Origin of the sequence: Weissella confusa, from assembly GCA_041871065.1 — a bacterium.
In the GTDB taxonomy this organism is placed as follows: Bacteria; Bacillota; Bacilli; order Lactobacillales; family Lactobacillaceae; genus Weissella; species Weissella confusa_A.
The window spans coordinates 1,847,624-1,864,205 of record CP168942.1 but is presented as its reverse complement, the minus strand read 5'-3'; the positions used below and the strand labels follow the sequence as shown (position 1 = coordinate 1,864,205).

Below are 16,582 nucleotides of genomic sequence, written 5' to 3'. Positions count from 1 at the left end.
TTGAGGTTGATAAGGTACTGTTAATCATGCAAAGAGGGGGCTTTTATATGCAAGATTGGCAACGCGATACCGCGTATTATAATATCGTGAAAGATTTGTTGGCCCATCCCCAAGTGCAAGAGTTGGCTAATTACACCCAACACCACCACTCGGATCGGCTAACCCATTCAATTGCGGTTTCATATGTGAGCTACAAGTGGGCATTACGTCTTGGCTTGAATGCAACTGCGGTCGCACGAGCTGGTATTTTGCACGATCTCTTCTTTTATGATTGGCGTACCACGAAGTTCGAGCTAGGAACGCATGCGTTTATTCATCCCCGTGTTTCACTACGAAACGCCGAGAAGATTACGCAGCTATCACCGATGGAAAAGGATATTATCCTGAAACACATGTGGGGCGCAACGGCTGCGCTACCACATTATCGCGAAAGCTTTTTGCTGGATTTGGTCGATGATTATATGGCGGTCGCTGAGTTTTTCTCACCGGCATCAGCCCGCGTCAAGCGACTATTCCACGCACATTAAAGCATAATAAAAGAGCGCATCCAACGATGCGCTCTTTTATTATGCTTTCACACGGCGACCGTGTACCAAGTGGTAGACGACCAAGCCGATTACCGTAATGGCGACCATGACCATAAAGAGGTGACGATAACCAAGGTAAGGCTCGAAAAGTCCGATAATTGAAGGACCAAAACCAAGTGATGCTTCATAGGCAATGAAGTAGGTTGCTGTGGCTTGCGTCAAACGGTCAGCCGGAATTATTTGTGAGGTGGTTGATTGAACCGCAGACTGGAAGTTACCGAAACCGACACCGATGAAGATGGCAGCTAGCAACATCATCCAACCGTTTACCATTGTGGCCAATAGTAGCAAACCGATTGCTAGAATAACCAATGATGGATAAATGACGTAGTTTTCGTTCTTGCGATCCATCAAGCGACCAACGAGCGGACGAGATAGCAAGATGACGAAAGCGTAAACCAAGAAGAAGTATGACGCGAACGTCACCAAGTGCAATTGACTCGCAAAGAAATCCAAGTCGGCTTGCAAAGCAGCGTAACCAATTGTCACGAAACCAAGGGTCAATGAAATTGGCAATACACGTGGCTCCATCAAGGTACGAATGTCGAAACGTTGGCTGGCTTCCTTAGCGACCGGCTTTGTTTCAATGTAAACCTTGTCTGACTTGACGAATAGGGATGCGATTAAAGCGACCAAACCAGTCAAGAACTCAAGCCAGAATAGTGTACTATATGAAGCATGTTGCGTGATCAACAAAGCCAAGAAAGGACCGAACGCCGTACCGAGGATTGTAGCCAAAGAGAAGTAGGCAATTCCTTCAGCACGTCGTTCGGTTGAAATGACGTTGATGACAGCTGTGTTTGTCACAGTACCGGTAATCCCGACTGATAATCCTTGGATGAAACGGACAACAAGCAAATAAATCAAACCGCCTTGTAGCTGATAGGCCAGTAGCACAGGGACCAAAATTGCCATACTAATGATGGTCAATTGGCGCGCACTGAACTTGGTGGTTAAGATACCAGCTGAAAAGCGCGCAATCATCGTACCAATAATTGTCATACCGGTCACCAGACCAGCCATGGCATTGCTGACATGATACGTTGCCACAGTGTAGGGGCCAATAATGACAAAAAGACTATAGAACGTCACCATGCTCAAAATTTGAATAACAAAGAGCTGAATAAACGTTGCATTAAAGATACGGGAATTTGATTTTTGAGACGTAATAAACACCTGACTTTCTAATAAAGTAGACTGGAAATGTTGGAGGTTTTTAACCTCCGACGTGACCAAGTCGCCCTTATCAGGGGCGTCCTTGGTCTTGTCTCCTGGGTTTATCCAGGAGGCTTAGAGCAATAGCAACCGTGGAAAAACTAATTTTTAGTATACACCTCAAAAAAATCGTCTTCATAGTTAATCGTTTTAGAAGGACAATTTTTGTATTGAAAAACGTCAATTCGACAACCGTTTAAAACGTTTAACCCTATGTAAATCAAGGCTCGTGCATAGTTTGTCTTTATTTCGTGCAGAGTTTATTCGTAAAAAAATCACAATTCTGGTTTTATAATGTAAGTATCAAAAGTGAGAAAAAAACAGAGACGCGTCACACAAGTTGTCCTTTTTCCGAGTACGGAAACGTGACTTAATTTGTGAAGAGCGTTACAATTAAATCACTTATAAAATGTAAATAAAAATCCGATTAGAACTAGAGTATTAGGAGACAGTAATTATGGCAGTAGCATCACATGAAGTAGTAGCAAACACATTGTGCGACAAGTTTATCGCAACGTTTGATATCTTGGGACGTAAGTGGAATGGCTTGATCATCGAAGTATTGTTGAACAACGGCCCACGTCGTTTCAAGGATTTGGCGCAAGCTGTGACGAAGTGCTCAGACCGTGTTTTGGTTGAGCGTTTGAAGGAATTGGAAGCAGCTGGAATCGTTGAGCGTCGTACATATGAAGACTCATCATTGATTGAATACGCTTTGACTGAGCGTGGTGAGTCAATGCGTCCTATGATGGCTGCCATTCACGAATGGTCAGACAACTGGAACGCCTAATTAATCAGTGACATTAAAACCAGTGAACAAAGGGAACGCGTTCGCTGGTTTTTTGCATACCGGTTGCGAATGACTGATAATGTTGTACAATAATATAAGAAACTTTGAATGACCTAGTAAGTTGGTATGTCGTTTTAGAGAGTGGGTGCTGGTGAAAATCCCATCGACATTAAAACTGAATTTCAGTCAGGAGTTCATTGGTTGCAAGGCCTTTGCGGTTCATCACCGTTAACGGATGTCCGAGGGTCGTCTTAAGTGACGACTAAAGTAGGGTGGTACCACGTTAATGAGCGTCCCTGTGACAAGTTATTTGTCGCAGGGACTTTTTATTTTGATTTTATTTTCTAAGGAGACAAACCATGAGTTTACAAGACGAGCTCACGCAATTGCGCGATCAAGCATTGGGCGAGATTGAAGCAACGACTGACTTGAAGGCTTTGAACCAAGTGCGTGTTAACTGGCTTGGTAAAAAGGGACCGTTGACTGAAGTGTTGCGCGGTATGAAGGATTTGACGCCAGAAGAGCGACCTGTTGTGGGAGCTTTGGCTAACGAGGTACGCGATGCCTTGACTGAGGCCATTGCGACACGTCAAACGTCATTGGAAGAGGCAGCTTTGAATGCCCAATTGGCAGCTGAAACGTTGGATGTTACGTTGCCAGGTCGTGCGACTGTACAAGGTCAACCACACGTGTTGCAACAAATCATTGAGTCATTGGAAGACCAATTCCTTGGCATGGGTTACCAAGTCATTGAAGGTCCTGAAGTTGAGCAAGATAAGTACAACTTTGAGATGATGAACTTGCCAAAGGATCACCCAGCCCGTGATATGCAAGATACGTTCTACATCACGCCTGAAATCTTGATGCGTACGCAAACGTCTCCTGTGCAAGCTCGTACATTGGAGTCACACGACTTTAATGCTGGACCTTTGAAGATGGTTTCACCAGGTCGCGTTTACCGTCGTGACACAGACGATGCCACGCACTCACACCAATTCCACCAAATGGAAGGATTGGTTATCGACAAGCACATCACGATGGGTGACTTGAAGGGAACGCTTTTGGCAGTTGCACGTAAGTTGTTCGGTGAGGACCACGAAATTCGTTTGCGTCCTTCATACTTCCCATTCACGGAGCCTTCAGTTGAAGTTGACGTGTCATGGAACGCTGTGACACCAGACATGGCCCCTGAAGACATCGAGTGGATCGAAGTGCTTGGTGCTGGTATGGTGCACCCTAACGTTTTGCGCATGGCCGGTGTTGACCCAGAAGTTTACGGCGGATTCGCCTTTGGCTTGGGACCTGACCGTTTTGCAATGTTGAAGTATGGTGTCGAAGACATCCGTAACTTCTACTTGAACGATGTGCGTTTCTTGACGCAATTTGACCAGAAAGGATAAGCAAACAAAATGAAGGTTTCTGTAAATTGGTTGCGTGATTACTTGCCAATCGAGTTGCCAGCTAACGAGTTGGCCGAGAAGATTTCACGTACGACTGTTGAAATTGAAGGACAATACCAACCACAAGCAAACATGAAGAATATCGTGATTGCCAAGGTATTGTCAGTTGTGCCCCACCCAGATTCAGACCACATGGTGATTACCCAAGTGGACGCTGGTGAGGATGAGCCTATCCAAATCGTGACGGGTGCCCCAAACGTTGCCGAGGGTCAAACGGTTATTTTGGCTAAGCACAACTCAATCGTTGGCGGTGGCCAAAAGATTAAGAAGGGTAAGCTCCGTGGTGAAGTCTCAAACGGTATGTTGACGGCTTTGCAAGAGCTTGGCTTTGACGACAAGGTTGCCCCTAAGGACTTTGAAGAAGGTATCTGGGTCTTTAACGACGTTGATGCAGATGAATTGACGCCCGGTGAGAATGCCTTGCATGTTTTGGGTATGGATGATGACGTGCTTGAGACGGGTATTACGCCTAACCGTGCTGACTTGTTCTCAATGAACGGTACAGCTTGGGAAGTTGCAGCCATCTTGTCAGAAGAGCCAACGTTGCCAACGTTCGAATTGACGGAAACGTCAGAGAAGACGGCAGACTTGATTTCAGCTACGGCACCAGCTGACTTGGCCCCTAAGTACGCCTTGCGTGTGGTTAAGAACGTTGAAGTCAAGGATTCACCATTGTGGTTGCAACGCCGTTTGTGGACGATGGGAATTCGTCCAATTTCTAACGTTGTCGACGTGACGAACTTGATGTTGTTGACGTACGGTCAACCATTGCACGCCTTTGACTTGGATACATTACCAAGCAAGGACATTGCGGTTCGTACGGCTAAGCCTGCTGAAAAGATTAAGACGTTGGACGGCGTTGAGCGTGAAGCATCAGAAGGTGACATTGTGATTGCCGCTGGTGATGAAGCGTTGATGTTTGCTGGTGTTATGGGTGGTGAGTCAACTGAAGTTACTGCTAAGACGACCAACATCGTTTTGGAAGGGGCTATCTTTGAGCCTAAGGCCATCCGTCACGCTGCTCGTGACCAAAACTTGCACTCAGAAGCATCAACGCGTTTCGAACGTGGTGTGAACGTTGAAGATACGTTTACGGCATTGGATCACGCGGCAGCTTTGATTGCTGAAATCGCTGGTGGTGATGTGACTGAAGGTCGTGTCGTTGCACAAGACTTTGAGTACGAAGCACCAGTTGTTAAGGTGACGACTGCTCACGTTAACCACGTATTGGGAACGGAAATCACGGATGCTGAAATCTCAGCTATCTTTGATCGCTTGTTCTTCGACTACGAGTTGAACGACGGTGAATTCACTGTGACTGTACCAGCCCGTCGTTGGGACATCACGATTGAAGCTGACTTGGTCGAAGAAATCGCCCGTTTGTACGGTTACGACAACTTGCCAGCAACGTTGCCAACTGGTGAAACGACACCAGGTAAGTTGACGCCAAAGCAAGCCTTGATTCGTGCAACGCGCCACGACTTGGAAGGCTTGGGATTGAACCAAGCGATTTCATACGTGTTGACGACACCTGAGAAGGCTAACAACTTCCAAATGCACGATGGGCAACCAATTCAATTGGACTACCCAATGTCACAAGATCGCCAACAAACGCGTGGTAGCTTGTTGACTGGTTTGCTTGATGATGTTGCGTACAACGTTGCTCGTAAGCAGGCTGATGTGGCTTTGTATGAGCAAGGTCGTGTCTTCGTTTCTAATGGGGATGCCAACCAATTGCCAGCCGAAATCGAGCACGTTGCCGGTGTTATCACAGGCAACGTCTTGCCACGTACTTGGGCAGAAGGTGCACAAAAGGCTGACTTCTTCGCTTTGAAGGGTATCGTTGAGCGTCTATTGGCTAACTACGTTTTGGCTGAAGATGTGCGCTTTGTGCCAACGACTGAGCGTGCTGAAATGCACCCAGGTCGTACGGCTGACATCTACGTTGGTGAGACGTTGATCGGATTTATCGGTCAAGTACACCCATTGACGGCTAAGGCTTACAAGGTTAACGAAACGTATGCCTTTGAGTTGAACTTGGATGCCATTTTCGACTTGCCAAAGGTGAAGGACGGTTATGAAGTGGTATCACGCTTCCCAGCCGTTTCTCGTGACTTGGCCATCTTGGTTGATCGCGATGTACCAGCCGCTGATTTGCGTGCTGCCATCGTCGTTGCCGGTGGTGAGTTGTTACATGATGTAGAACTATTTGACGTTTACACGGGTGAAAACGTGGCTGATGATAAGAAGTCATTGGCTTACGCATTGACATTCGTTGACGTTGAGAAGACGTTGGTTGATGAAGACATTAACGCAGCTGTTGAAAACATTACCGCTGCGTTGGCTGACCAATTTAGCGCCGAAATTCGTTAAAAATTGTCAATCAATTATTTAAAAGCCATCCGTTACTGGTATACTAACTAGTAACGGATGGCTTTTTGCTGTCATTGCATTTTAAGGAGAACAATAAAAATGGAAGATTTAGCCCGCATCAACGGCAAAAAGTCTCGCAAAGGACTTTGGATTTCGTTGGTTGTGATTGTGATTCTGCTTATCGGCGCTGGTGTTGGTGGGTACCAATACTACACCATTCAAAAGGATAAGACGGATTATTCAGCATTGAATGTTAAGAATAAGAAGGATGTTCAAGTGCAAGTTAAGTCTGGTGCCACAGCATCAGAAATTGCATCTGAATTGAGCAAGGCAAAGGTTTTGCGTTCAGAACGTGCTTTCATGAACTATGTGACGGTGAACAATGTCTCAGATTTGAAGGCAGGGTACTACTTGTTTAGCCCAGCTGATGATGTGAAGACGATTGTAAAGTCATTGCGTCAAGGTGGTGCTGCTTACCCATTGAACGGTAAGGATACAATTACCGTTCGCGAAGGTGAGACGATTGAAAACATTGCGACTGAAGTTGGTGAGAAGACAAACTTCACGAAGGATGAGTTCTTAAAGGCCGTTAACGACCAAGACTTCTTCAACCGCTTGAAGGAAGCTTACCCTGGTTTGTTGGATTCTGAAGTGGATAGCCAACAAGCAGGTGACATCCGTTACAAGTTGGAGGGATACTTGTACCCAGCAACTTATGACTGGAAGACGGCTAAGACTGTTAACGAGTTGATCAACCAAATGGTTTACCAAGACTACGTGCAAATGAAGGACAAGTTTGACGCCATTAAGAAGTCAGGCATGACCGTGCACCAAGTGTTGACGTTGGCGTCATTGGTTGAGCGTGAAGGAATTGACGAAGCAAGTCGTAAGACAATTGCGGGTGTCTTTGAAAACCGTTTGGCTATTAACATGCCATTGCAATCAGATATTGCAACGAAGTACGCCTTGGATACGAACAAGACGAACTTGACGAACGATGATGTTTCATCAGATAATCCATACAATTTGTATAAGTTCTCAGGTTACGGTCCTGGACCATTCAACAACCCATCATCACAATCAGTTGATGCGGTTTTGAACCCTTCTGACCGTGATAAGGGTTACTTGTACTTCGTAGCTAACTTGAAGACTGGTAAGGTTTACTACTCAAAGGACTATGACGAGCACTTGGGCAAGTCAGGTGATTTGGAAGCAACAAACCAATCAGTTGGAAATGAAGCAGATGCTAAGAATGCATCAAATTCATCAGCATCTTCATCATCAAAGTAATTACAGATATCAAGACATCTTAAGCGTTTGCTTAGGGTGTCTTTTTTATTGCTTCTTTATGACATAAACGTTGCAATTCCAAGTCGCGAAATGAGTTTTTTCTGAGTAATATCTTTATACTTTACTTAGAGTAGGAAATATCGGACAAAAGATAGATTTGCGAGATTAAGAGAGTTGGGTGAATCCCAATTATTCCGAATAAAAAACGCGGAAACACGGGAAAGAAAGGGCAACTAACATGGCTAAAGATAACGAACAAAATAGTGCAAAGACGCACTACAAGATGTATAAGGCCGGTAAAAAGTAGATGTTTGCCGGTTTGACAATGGTCTCAATGATTGCTGGTAGTGCCGCAGTTGCCACTGACACCGGTGATCTTAAGACGGGTGTTGCTGAGTTTGCAGACGATGCAATGGAGGCCGTTAGTAATATGGTGCATCTCGGCTCAGCATCGGCTGATACGGCTGCGACAAGTGCTTATCAATTGTTCGCCGGTTCTGCAGCGACGGTTGCTGATCCAAATATGAATCTTACAACAACAGATCAGATTGACAGCAACTTTACAGTTTACCAAAATGGTGCCGAAGTTGGACCAACTACTAGTGGTGCAACGACTTTGATTCCAGGACCGGGTACGAATGGAACGATTGCGATGAATAAGCAATTTGATATGACACACCCGATTTCGATGACTGGAACCGTTACGATTGGTGTCGCTACCCAAAGTAACGGGGCCGGTGGTAATACGACGGATTCGGGAGCTGTGCAAGCTGCCGGTAACGCACTTGGAATTACGTTTGCGGCTGCCGACCCAGCAAGTTTGGCACAGTTGAATGGAACGGCTGCCGGCCTTGGTGTACAAGCAACCTGGATGGGTTGGTGGATGTGGGACGGTGATGGCAAAATCACTACTGGTGATCAACGTGATGGTTACGCGACAAAGTCAATGGCCGTCCAAACAACTGATGCAGCCGGAAGTAACCTGATGACAACTTCTGTTACACCAATGTCGTTGAGTTACCTGGGTGCCGGAAACTATGCGACAACAGCGGGACAATCATTGGCTGGTAATGCGATTACATGGACGATGGCGTGGACACCAACTACAACGACATCAACATCAGCAACTGGTACGATGACGTACACAATGGTTGCGGCAGATGGTACGAAGTTGGGAACTGTGTCAACGACGCAAACCCTACCACGTAATCAAGCGTTGGGACTGAACGAAAAGACTGGTTGGGCATGGTCAACCACGAAGGCCGGTGTGCAAGCTGGTAGTTTCACGGCCGCTCAGCAAACCATGACGGTTAACTATACGGGTATGCCATCATCAATGGCTAGCACGGTATTGACTGGAAACGTTGGTGATTCATTTGGTGTGAACGATACGACCGCTGCGATTAATATGGCTGCACCAGCAGTTTCAAGTTACGTAGCTAACGCACCAACTACCCGTTTGAATGCCACGGCAACGTCGATGACGCTTATCTACACGGCCGATGCTGCTGTATTGTCATCAGGCATTGGCACGAACGCAACGAGTGTGGCACCAGAGTCTACCACTGCTTCAACAGCTGCTTCGATTGCAGCGTCAATTGCGGCAACTGCAGTCGGATCGAATGGGTCATATTCATCAGCCGTGACGTCATATCAGACGGCCACGACGTCAGCAACAACAATTATCAATTCAGCTAGTGCGGCTATCTTGTCAGCATCGACAGCTGCAGCCGTTGCCGCTTCAAATGCCGCATCAGCTGCTAAGGCTGGGGATGGAACCGCCGCCGCTTCATACACTTCAGCTGCGTTTGCTGCTTCGACAGCAGCATCGACAGCGGCTAGTGCTGCGTCGGTCGCTACGGCTAACTTGAGCACGGCCACTGCTGATTTCAATAAGGCAACTTCAAGTGCAGCTAGCTCAGCTGCAACATCAGCTGCAAGTACCGCAAGTAGCACATCAACGGCGGTTTCGAGTGCTAGTTCAGCAAGTAGCGTAGCCACATCAGTTGCAAGTTCAACTGCAACGGTTTTGAGTAGTGTGGCAGCAAGCAGCTCAGCTGTTTCTTCAGCCGTTGCCCAAGCGCAAGTGGTTGTGAACAGTTTGTCTGCTTTGTCATCTGCCAACGCTTCAAATGCGGTGATTAGTTCAGCGGTTGCAGCCGCTGCAGGTGATTTAACTAAGGCTAAGTCAGCATCAGAAGCTGCATTAGCTGCCGTTGTCGCTGCGACGACGGCTAAGACAAACGCCACGTCACTAGCAGGTGTTGCATCGACTGCTAATGCCGATGCTGCAAAGCAAAGTAGCTTGGCTGCCTCATATGCTGCGGTTGCATCAAGTGCCGCCAGCGCTGGGGATGCTTCAGCTGCATATAATGCAGCCGTCGCCGCATCGACCGCTGCCGCTAGTGCATCAACCGCCGCTAGTTTGGCTAGTTCTGCTGGCGCTGGTGCGTTAGTACAGTCAACGGTCGCAGCAAGTGCATTGGCGCAAGCCTCTGCTGCTCAAACGACGGCCGCTAGTGCACTGGCTGATGCACAATCACAATTATCAACTGCGTCATCAGCTGCCACACAAACCGCGGCTGATCAATCAGACGCAACTTCATACTCAGCTGTCGCTTCAAGCGCAGCTGCCGATGCTAAGACAGCTGCGAACGGCGCAAGTAGCGCAGCGACATCTGCGGCCACAATGGCTGATACAGCTGGATCAAGTGCAGCTGCTGTTGCAACCACGGCCGAGAGTGCAACGTCAGCTGCTGCCAAAGCAAGTTCATTAGCTGCTAGTGGGGATGCGACAGCTGTTTCAGCCGCAACCACAGCAAGCAGTGCTGCTAGTGCTGCAAATGATTTGGCCTCAACTGCTGCAACAGATGCTTCAAATGCAAGTAGTTACGCAACTGATGCGTCAAGTGCTTCAGCCGCGGCAAGTTCAGCTGCCTCACAAGCGGCAACGCAAGCTAGTCTTGCATCAAGTGCCGCTGCAGCCGCAAGTTCATTGGCCGCAGCCGGGTTGTATGACTCAGCTTCAGCTGCCTTAACGACGGCCTCTGAAGCCGCAACCGCAGCTGCGAACTTCAAGAGTACCGCAGTTACTTCAGCACAAACAGCTAATACTGACGCATCGGATGCTGCATCAAGCGCTCAGGAAACGGCTGATAACGCCTCAACCGCAGCCAGTGCTGCTAAGGAAGCCGCAGATCAATCAGCCGCTGCAGCCAGTGCTGCAAGCACGGCTGCCAGCGAACTTGCCATTGCAAGTAGTGCTGCGGCTGCCGGTGACTCAGTTGCCGCAAGTAATGCCGCCACAACAGCTTCAAACGCAGCTAGCGATGCTGCAGTAGCGTCAACTGCTGCTCAAACAGCGTCAACCGCCGCCAGTGAAGCGGCCGAACAAGCGTCAAATGCAGCCGGTGCTGATCAAGCGGGCCAAGATGCTGAGAATGCAGGTAGTGCTGCAACGTCAGCTTCAAGTTATGCTAGCGAAGCATCATCAGCTGCTAAGACTGCAACGTCAGCGGCTGCAGTAACGTCATCAGCCAATACAACGGCGACAAGCATTGCTGACGCCTTGGCTTCTTTGACGAGTGATTCACAATACGCAAGTAATGCGGTTCTTGAATCAACCGCAGCTGCTGCAAATTCATTGGCAAGTGAAACATCATCAGCTAATACGGCGGCACAATCAGCCGCCAGTGAAGCCAATGCGCAAAGAACTGCTGCCTCAAAAGCTGCTGACTTGGCATCAAGTTACGCGAGTGATGCTGCCGAATACGCAGCCGCCGCAAGTAGTGCCGCTGCAGCCGGTTTGACATCATCAGCCGCTGATCTTGCGGCCAAGGCGTCATCAGCTGCTAGTGCTGCGGATGCACAAAATTCAGCAGCTTCAACAGCTGCAGAATTGGCTAAGTCAGCTGCTGACGTTGCGACGTCGGCAGCAACGGTCGCTTCGAACGCTGCATCAACAGCGCAAATCGTTAATGATGCAGCTAAAGCAACAGTAGATTCAATGGCTGCAAATGCCTCGGTAAATGAAGCTAATGAGGCCAGCCAATCAGCTGCAGATGCCGTTACAGCCGCCAACCAAGAAACGACTGACGTGTCAGATGCTGCTTCAAATGCGGCAGTGGCTGCATCAACAGCAAATTCATTGGCTGCTAGTGATTCACCATATGCAGATAACGCTGATGTCCAATCAGCTGCGAGTGCCGCCCAATCAGCTGCCACAGCCGCTGCAAGCGCATCATCAGCTGCAAGTAGTGCTGCTGAAGTTGCGAAGGCACAAAGCGAAGCCGCTGCATCATTGGCTGATGATGCTGCTAATGCAGCGTCAACGGCATCAGAAGCCGCAAGTCTTGCTGCAGAATTGGCCGCCTCATCTGGTGCGGATTCTGCGACTGTTTCGTCAGCTGCCAAGGCTGCTAGTGAAGCAGCAGTTGCCGCTGATGCTGCTGCCCAAAGTGCTGCCAAGGCTGCCGCAACTGCGTCAACCGCCGCCGCAACTGCACAATCGCAAGCTGATCAAGCAACTTCATTGACGGCCGTTGCGAATAAGGAAGCAGCTTCAGCCGACAGTGCTGCTGCTGCGCAAGATGCCAGTGCCGCTGATTCAGCAAATGCGGATGTCGCAAAGAGTGCCGCCGCAACTGATACTGCCGCTGATAGCACTGCGTCAGCCTCAACTGCTGCAGCATCAACGGCCAGTGCCGCCAGTGAGGCTGCAAGCACGGCTGCGTCATTAGCTTCTCAGTATGCTGATAATGCTAAGGTTTCTGAAGCCGCAAGTACTGCCGCTAGTGAAGCCGCAGTTGCTAGTTCGGCTGCTGCAGTTGCTAGTTCAGCTAACGCCGTCGCTCAGTCGGCTTCATCAGAGGCTGCTACGCAAGCTAAGGCTGCCAGCGACGCAGCATCAGCTGCCCAATCGGCCGCTGCCGCAGCAAGTAGCGCTGCTGCCGCTGGAGATTCAGCTGCCGCGGCGAGTGCCTTCGCTGCCGCTAGTTCAGCTGCCGCCGCTGCAACCGCAGCGAGTGAGGCCGCAAGCAATGCCGCCAAGGCTGCTAGCGAAGCAGCATCAACGGCTTCAACGGCTAATGAAACGGCAAGTTCAGCTTCTCAAGCAGCGTCAACTGCGATGAGTGCAGCGTCAACTGCCGCAACTGGTGACCAAGCTGGTCAAGATGCCGAAAATGCTGCTAGTGATGCAGCTGGTGCATCAAGTGATGCCGCAGGCGCCCAAACAGCAGCGTCAGATGCTAATGACGCCGTAGAACGGGCCACAACAGCAAGTGAGTCAGTTGATCAAACTAAGACAAATATTGATAAGTTGGCATCTGATGCGTCATATGCATCAGATGCAACAATTAAGAGTGCTGCTAGTGCAGTGGCAAGTTTAGCAACGGTTGCGTCAGATGCTAAGTCGACGGCTGTTAGCGCTGCTAGCGCTGCCGCTAGTTATGCGACTGCGGCATCGACTGCCGCTTCAAACGCGACTGATTTGGCAAGCTCAGCAGCTTCTTACGCATCAGAAGCTGCGAGTGCTGCATCGGCAGGTGATGCCAGTGCTGCCTCATCATATGCCGCATTAGCATCAACGGCTTCAGTTGCTGCTGCTCAGCAAAGCGCCGCTGCAACGACGGCTAGTGAGAATGCTTCGACAGCAGCGTCAACGGCTTCGACAGCAGCGTCAACGGCTTCAACTGCCGCTGATACAGCTAGTTCAGCAGCGTCAACGGCAACACTTGCACAAGAAGCTGCGCAAGCCGCTGCAGACGAGATTGATACAAATGCTGCTTTGGCAACAACGACAGCCGCATCTAGTCAAGCGGCTGAAGCGGTAACAAACATCAACAGTCAAGCTGATGTCGCTTCAACTGCTGCAGCAAATGCTACTGAAAATGCCACAAAGGCTGCCTCACTAGCATCGCAGTATCCAGATGACAGTGCGGTTCAATCCGCTGCATCAATGGCAAGTTCACAAGCCGCAACGGCAAGTAGCGCTGCCGCAGTTGCCAGCTCAGCTGCATCAGTAGCAAACTCTTTGGCAAGTTCAGCCGCCGCACAATCACAAACATTTGATGAGTTAGCCAGTTCAGCTGCTTCTGCAGCAAGTAGTGCAGCGGCGGTTGCTAGTTCTGTGGCCAGCGCTGCCAGTGAAATGAACGCGACTGTGTCAGCTGCTAACTCAGCAGCGAACGCCGCTGCCGATTCAGCAACAGCTGCAAGCACCGCTGCTAGTGCTGCAACAACAGCAACACAGGCTGCCGCGGATGCAGCTGAAGCTCGAAGTGCAGCCGCTGAATACGCAGATAATGCCGCCGCATCAGAAGCTGCAAACACTGCGGCATCAGAAGCAGCTAAGGCTGCCAGTGCCGCAACAGCTGCAAGTAGTGCTGCTGCTGCCGGGGATCAAAGTACCGCTGCATCATATGCGGCGATTGCCTCTTCAGCCGCCGCTGCTACAGCTACTGATGCTGTGAATGCCGCAGTTGCTGGACAAGCCGGTGACATGGTGACAGCTGCGACAAGTAATGCAGCAGATGCAACGTCTAACGCCGCAACGCAAGCAAGTGAAGCAGGCGAGACGGCGGATTCTGCAAACGCGAAGAATGAACAAGCTACTGCTGATCAAGCCGGCACGCAGTCTGATGCGGCCACTGCAAGTGAGGGCGCAACTAATACAGCAAGTTATGCTTCAGCTGCATCGTCTTCTGCATCAGAAGCAACGAGTGCTGCTAAGACAGCGTCAGCCGCTACTTCAGCTGCTAAGGCAGCGAGTGAGTTGTACCCTGACAACCAAGTGGCTCAAAGTGGTGCATCAGAGGCTGCTAAGCAAAATGCTATTGCATCATCAGAAGCTGCGATTGCGCAAAGTGCCGCCAAGGTTGCTTCAAGCGCTAACGTAACGGCTCAATCGGCCAGCGCTGTGGCATCATCAGCAGTTGCGGCTGCTAATTCAGCCGCTTCGGTTGCTTCTTCAGCAAATGCGGTTGCTTCAAGCGCCGCTGTAGCAGCAAGTTCATATGCGAGTGCTGCTGCAAGCGATTCAGCAACTGCATCGTCATTGGCTGAAGCTGCGCAGTCAGCTATGTCAGCAGGTAATCAAGCTGCTGCCGCCTCATATGCGAAGTTGGCAAGTTCGGCAGCCGCTGTCGCCGCAACTGCGAACAGCAACGCGACACAGGCTAACGCAGCAGCAAGTAGTGCAGCCGCAGTTGTTAGCTCGGCTGCTGATACCGTTGCAGCTGCTAGTTCAGCCGCATCAAGCGCTGCTGCAGTAATTGCATCGGCAGAGTCAGTTGCGTCAGAAGCTGCCACAACCGCAGCTAATGCGAACGCAGCTGCTAAGACGGCTGCCTCAGCCGCAAGTAGCGCTGCCAGTGCAGTTAATGATGCTGTTGCAACCCAAACGAATTCAAGTGCAGCTGCTGGTTCTTCAACGGCTGCGAGTGGTGCCAGTGATGCTGCCAAGGCAAATTCAGCAACGAAGTCCGCTGCCGATAAGGCGTCATCAGTTGCTGCATCAACAGCTGTCGTTTCTAAGGCAGCCGAAACAGCTAAGACGGCTGCTTCAAGTGCTGCTTCTCAGGCAACACAGACGGCTAATGCAACGAAGTCAACAGCTGCAGTTGCACAATCAAAGGCTAATGCGGCCAATGACGCAGCATCGCAAGCCGCAGCTGATGCACAACGTACTGGTGATTCAGCGACTGCGTCAGCCGCAGCTGTCGCCAGCTCGGCTGCGCGCGTCGCTGATGAAAAGGCTAAGGAAGCTTCAAGCGCTGCCCAACTGGCTGCTAGTGCTGCATCAACGGCTGCTAGTCAATCAGCTGCTGCAAGTTCAGCTGCAAAGAAGGCATCAAGTGCCGCTGCTGCGGTTGCGTCAGCTAATTCAACTGCGCAAGCTGCTAAGGCCGCTGCAAGTTCAGCGAATGCCGTGGCAACATCAGCCGCTAGTGCTACTGCAAGTGCCTCAGCCGCTGCTTCAAGCGCCGCTGCAAGTGGTGACCAAAGTGCCGCTGCTTCATACGCCGCTGCTGCGAAGAGCTTAGGTGATCAAGCTGCTTCAGCTGCAACAACCGCTGCTTCCTATGCAACGACTGCTAGCGAAGCACAAACGGCTGCTGATTCATTGGCTGCAGTTGCGTCAAGTGCCACGGCTGTCGCTGACCAACTCGCTGCTAAGGCTGCCAGTGCTGCCAAGGTAGCTGAGCAGGCCAGCGCCGCCGCTACATCAGCAAGCACGGCAGCCGACCAAGCGATGACCGCTGCCACAAGCGCCGCCGAGGTTGCAAGTGAAGCTGCCAGCGCTGCTGATAAGGCCGCAATGGCTTCAGCTACGACGGCAGCTGATAATGCAACCGGTCAGACGAATACAACAACAACTAACACGGTTGCTCCAGCAGAAACAACTGGTGCAAATACGGTGGTTAGAACCGTTGTGGTATCCGATGGTCAAGATGGTGGAACAATCACGTCAACAGCCTACGATGTAACCGGTGCGACAACAGACGCTGGTATGGTGACGGGTGCTGACACAACGCTTGGCTCAACCAGCGGACAAACAACACCATTGTCTTTGCCATATGCCGGTCAACGCATTGCAGATTTGCAGTCAGTGCCAGTTGGTATCGATGAAGAGAACCCAACAACAGGTACGGGTGAGACTGGGGAAGCTGATCTTTCTAAGGCTGCAATGGCTGCCGAAATCTCAGCAAGCTTGCTCGCCTTGGCCTTGGGTGCTTGGTTTGGTCTACGTAAGAAGAATGATTAATCGCATGATGTAAATGAAAGGGGTGAATCCACTAGTAACTAAGTGAGATTCACCCCTTTTTCGTGCTTTACAAAGTAAGGTAAAGCTGACCATAATGGCA

Annotated in this window: 8 protein-coding genes and 1 other annotated feature; of the genes, 7 read left to right on the top strand and 1 reads right to left on the bottom strand. The window is 49.9% G+C overall.

All coding sequences use genetic code 11. The features are described from left to right. Window positions 1-47: 47 nt before the first annotated feature. The gene (locus ACAW68_08990; GenBank protein ID XGA15590.1) at window positions 48-527 is read left to right on the top strand and encodes an HD domain-containing protein; all 480 of its coding nucleotides are present in this window, start codon (window positions 48-50) and stop codon (window positions 525-527) included. 39 nt (window positions 528-566) lie between these two features. On the opposite strand, the gene ACAW68_08985 is transcribed toward ACAW68_08990, so the two are convergent. After that, entirely contained in the window at window positions 567-1,682 is a 1,116-nt protein-coding gene (locus ACAW68_08985; protein ID XGA15589.1) for an MFS transporter, read from the bottom strand. A 577-nt stretch (window positions 1,683-2,259) separates the two neighbouring features. Here ACAW68_08985 and ACAW68_08980 point away from each other — a divergent pair. The 6 genes from ACAW68_08980 (at window position 2,260) to ACAW68_08955 (ending at window position 16,482) form a co-directional block, all read left to right on the top strand. Further along, on the top strand, window positions 2,260-2,592 hold the full coding sequence (locus tag ACAW68_08980) for a winged helix-turn-helix transcriptional regulator (protein ID XGA15588.1): 333 nt from the start codon (window positions 2,260-2,262) through the stop codon (window positions 2,590-2,592). Between the two features lie 95 nt (window positions 2,593-2,687). Then, window positions 2,688-2,893: a binding site (T-box leader), on the top strand. Between the two features lie 58 nt (window positions 2,894-2,951). Then, window positions 2,952-3,992 carry a phenylalanine--tRNA ligase subunit alpha gene (pheS, locus tag ACAW68_08975; GenBank protein XGA15587.1) on the top strand — a complete coding sequence of 347 codons (1,041 nt, stop codon included), beginning with the start codon at window positions 2,952-2,954 and terminating at the stop codon, window positions 3,990-3,992. Between the two features lie 9 nt (window positions 3,993-4,001). Next, window positions 4,002-6,425, top strand: coding sequence for a phenylalanine--tRNA ligase subunit beta (pheT, locus tag ACAW68_08970; GenBank protein ID XGA15586.1), 2,424 nt, complete (start codon window positions 4,002-4,004; stop codon window positions 6,423-6,425). A gap of 99 nt (window positions 6,426-6,524) precedes the next feature. After that, entirely contained in the window at window positions 6,525-7,715 is a 1,191-nt protein-coding gene (gene mltG, locus ACAW68_08965) for an endolytic transglycosylase MltG (protein ID XGA15585.1), read from the top strand. Between the two features lie 238 nt (window positions 7,716-7,953). Next, on the top strand, window positions 7,954-8,022 hold the full coding sequence (locus tag ACAW68_08960) for a KxYKxGKxW signal peptide domain-containing protein (protein XGA17022.1): 69 nt from the start codon (window positions 7,954-7,956) through the stop codon (window positions 8,020-8,022). Window positions 8,023-8,040: 18 nt separating this feature from the next. Further along, complete coding sequence (locus ACAW68_08955) at window positions 8,041-16,482, top strand: hypothetical protein (protein ID XGA15584.1); 8,442 nt, start codon at window positions 8,041-8,043, stop codon at window positions 16,480-16,482. Window positions 16,483-16,582 lie beyond the last annotated feature (100 nt).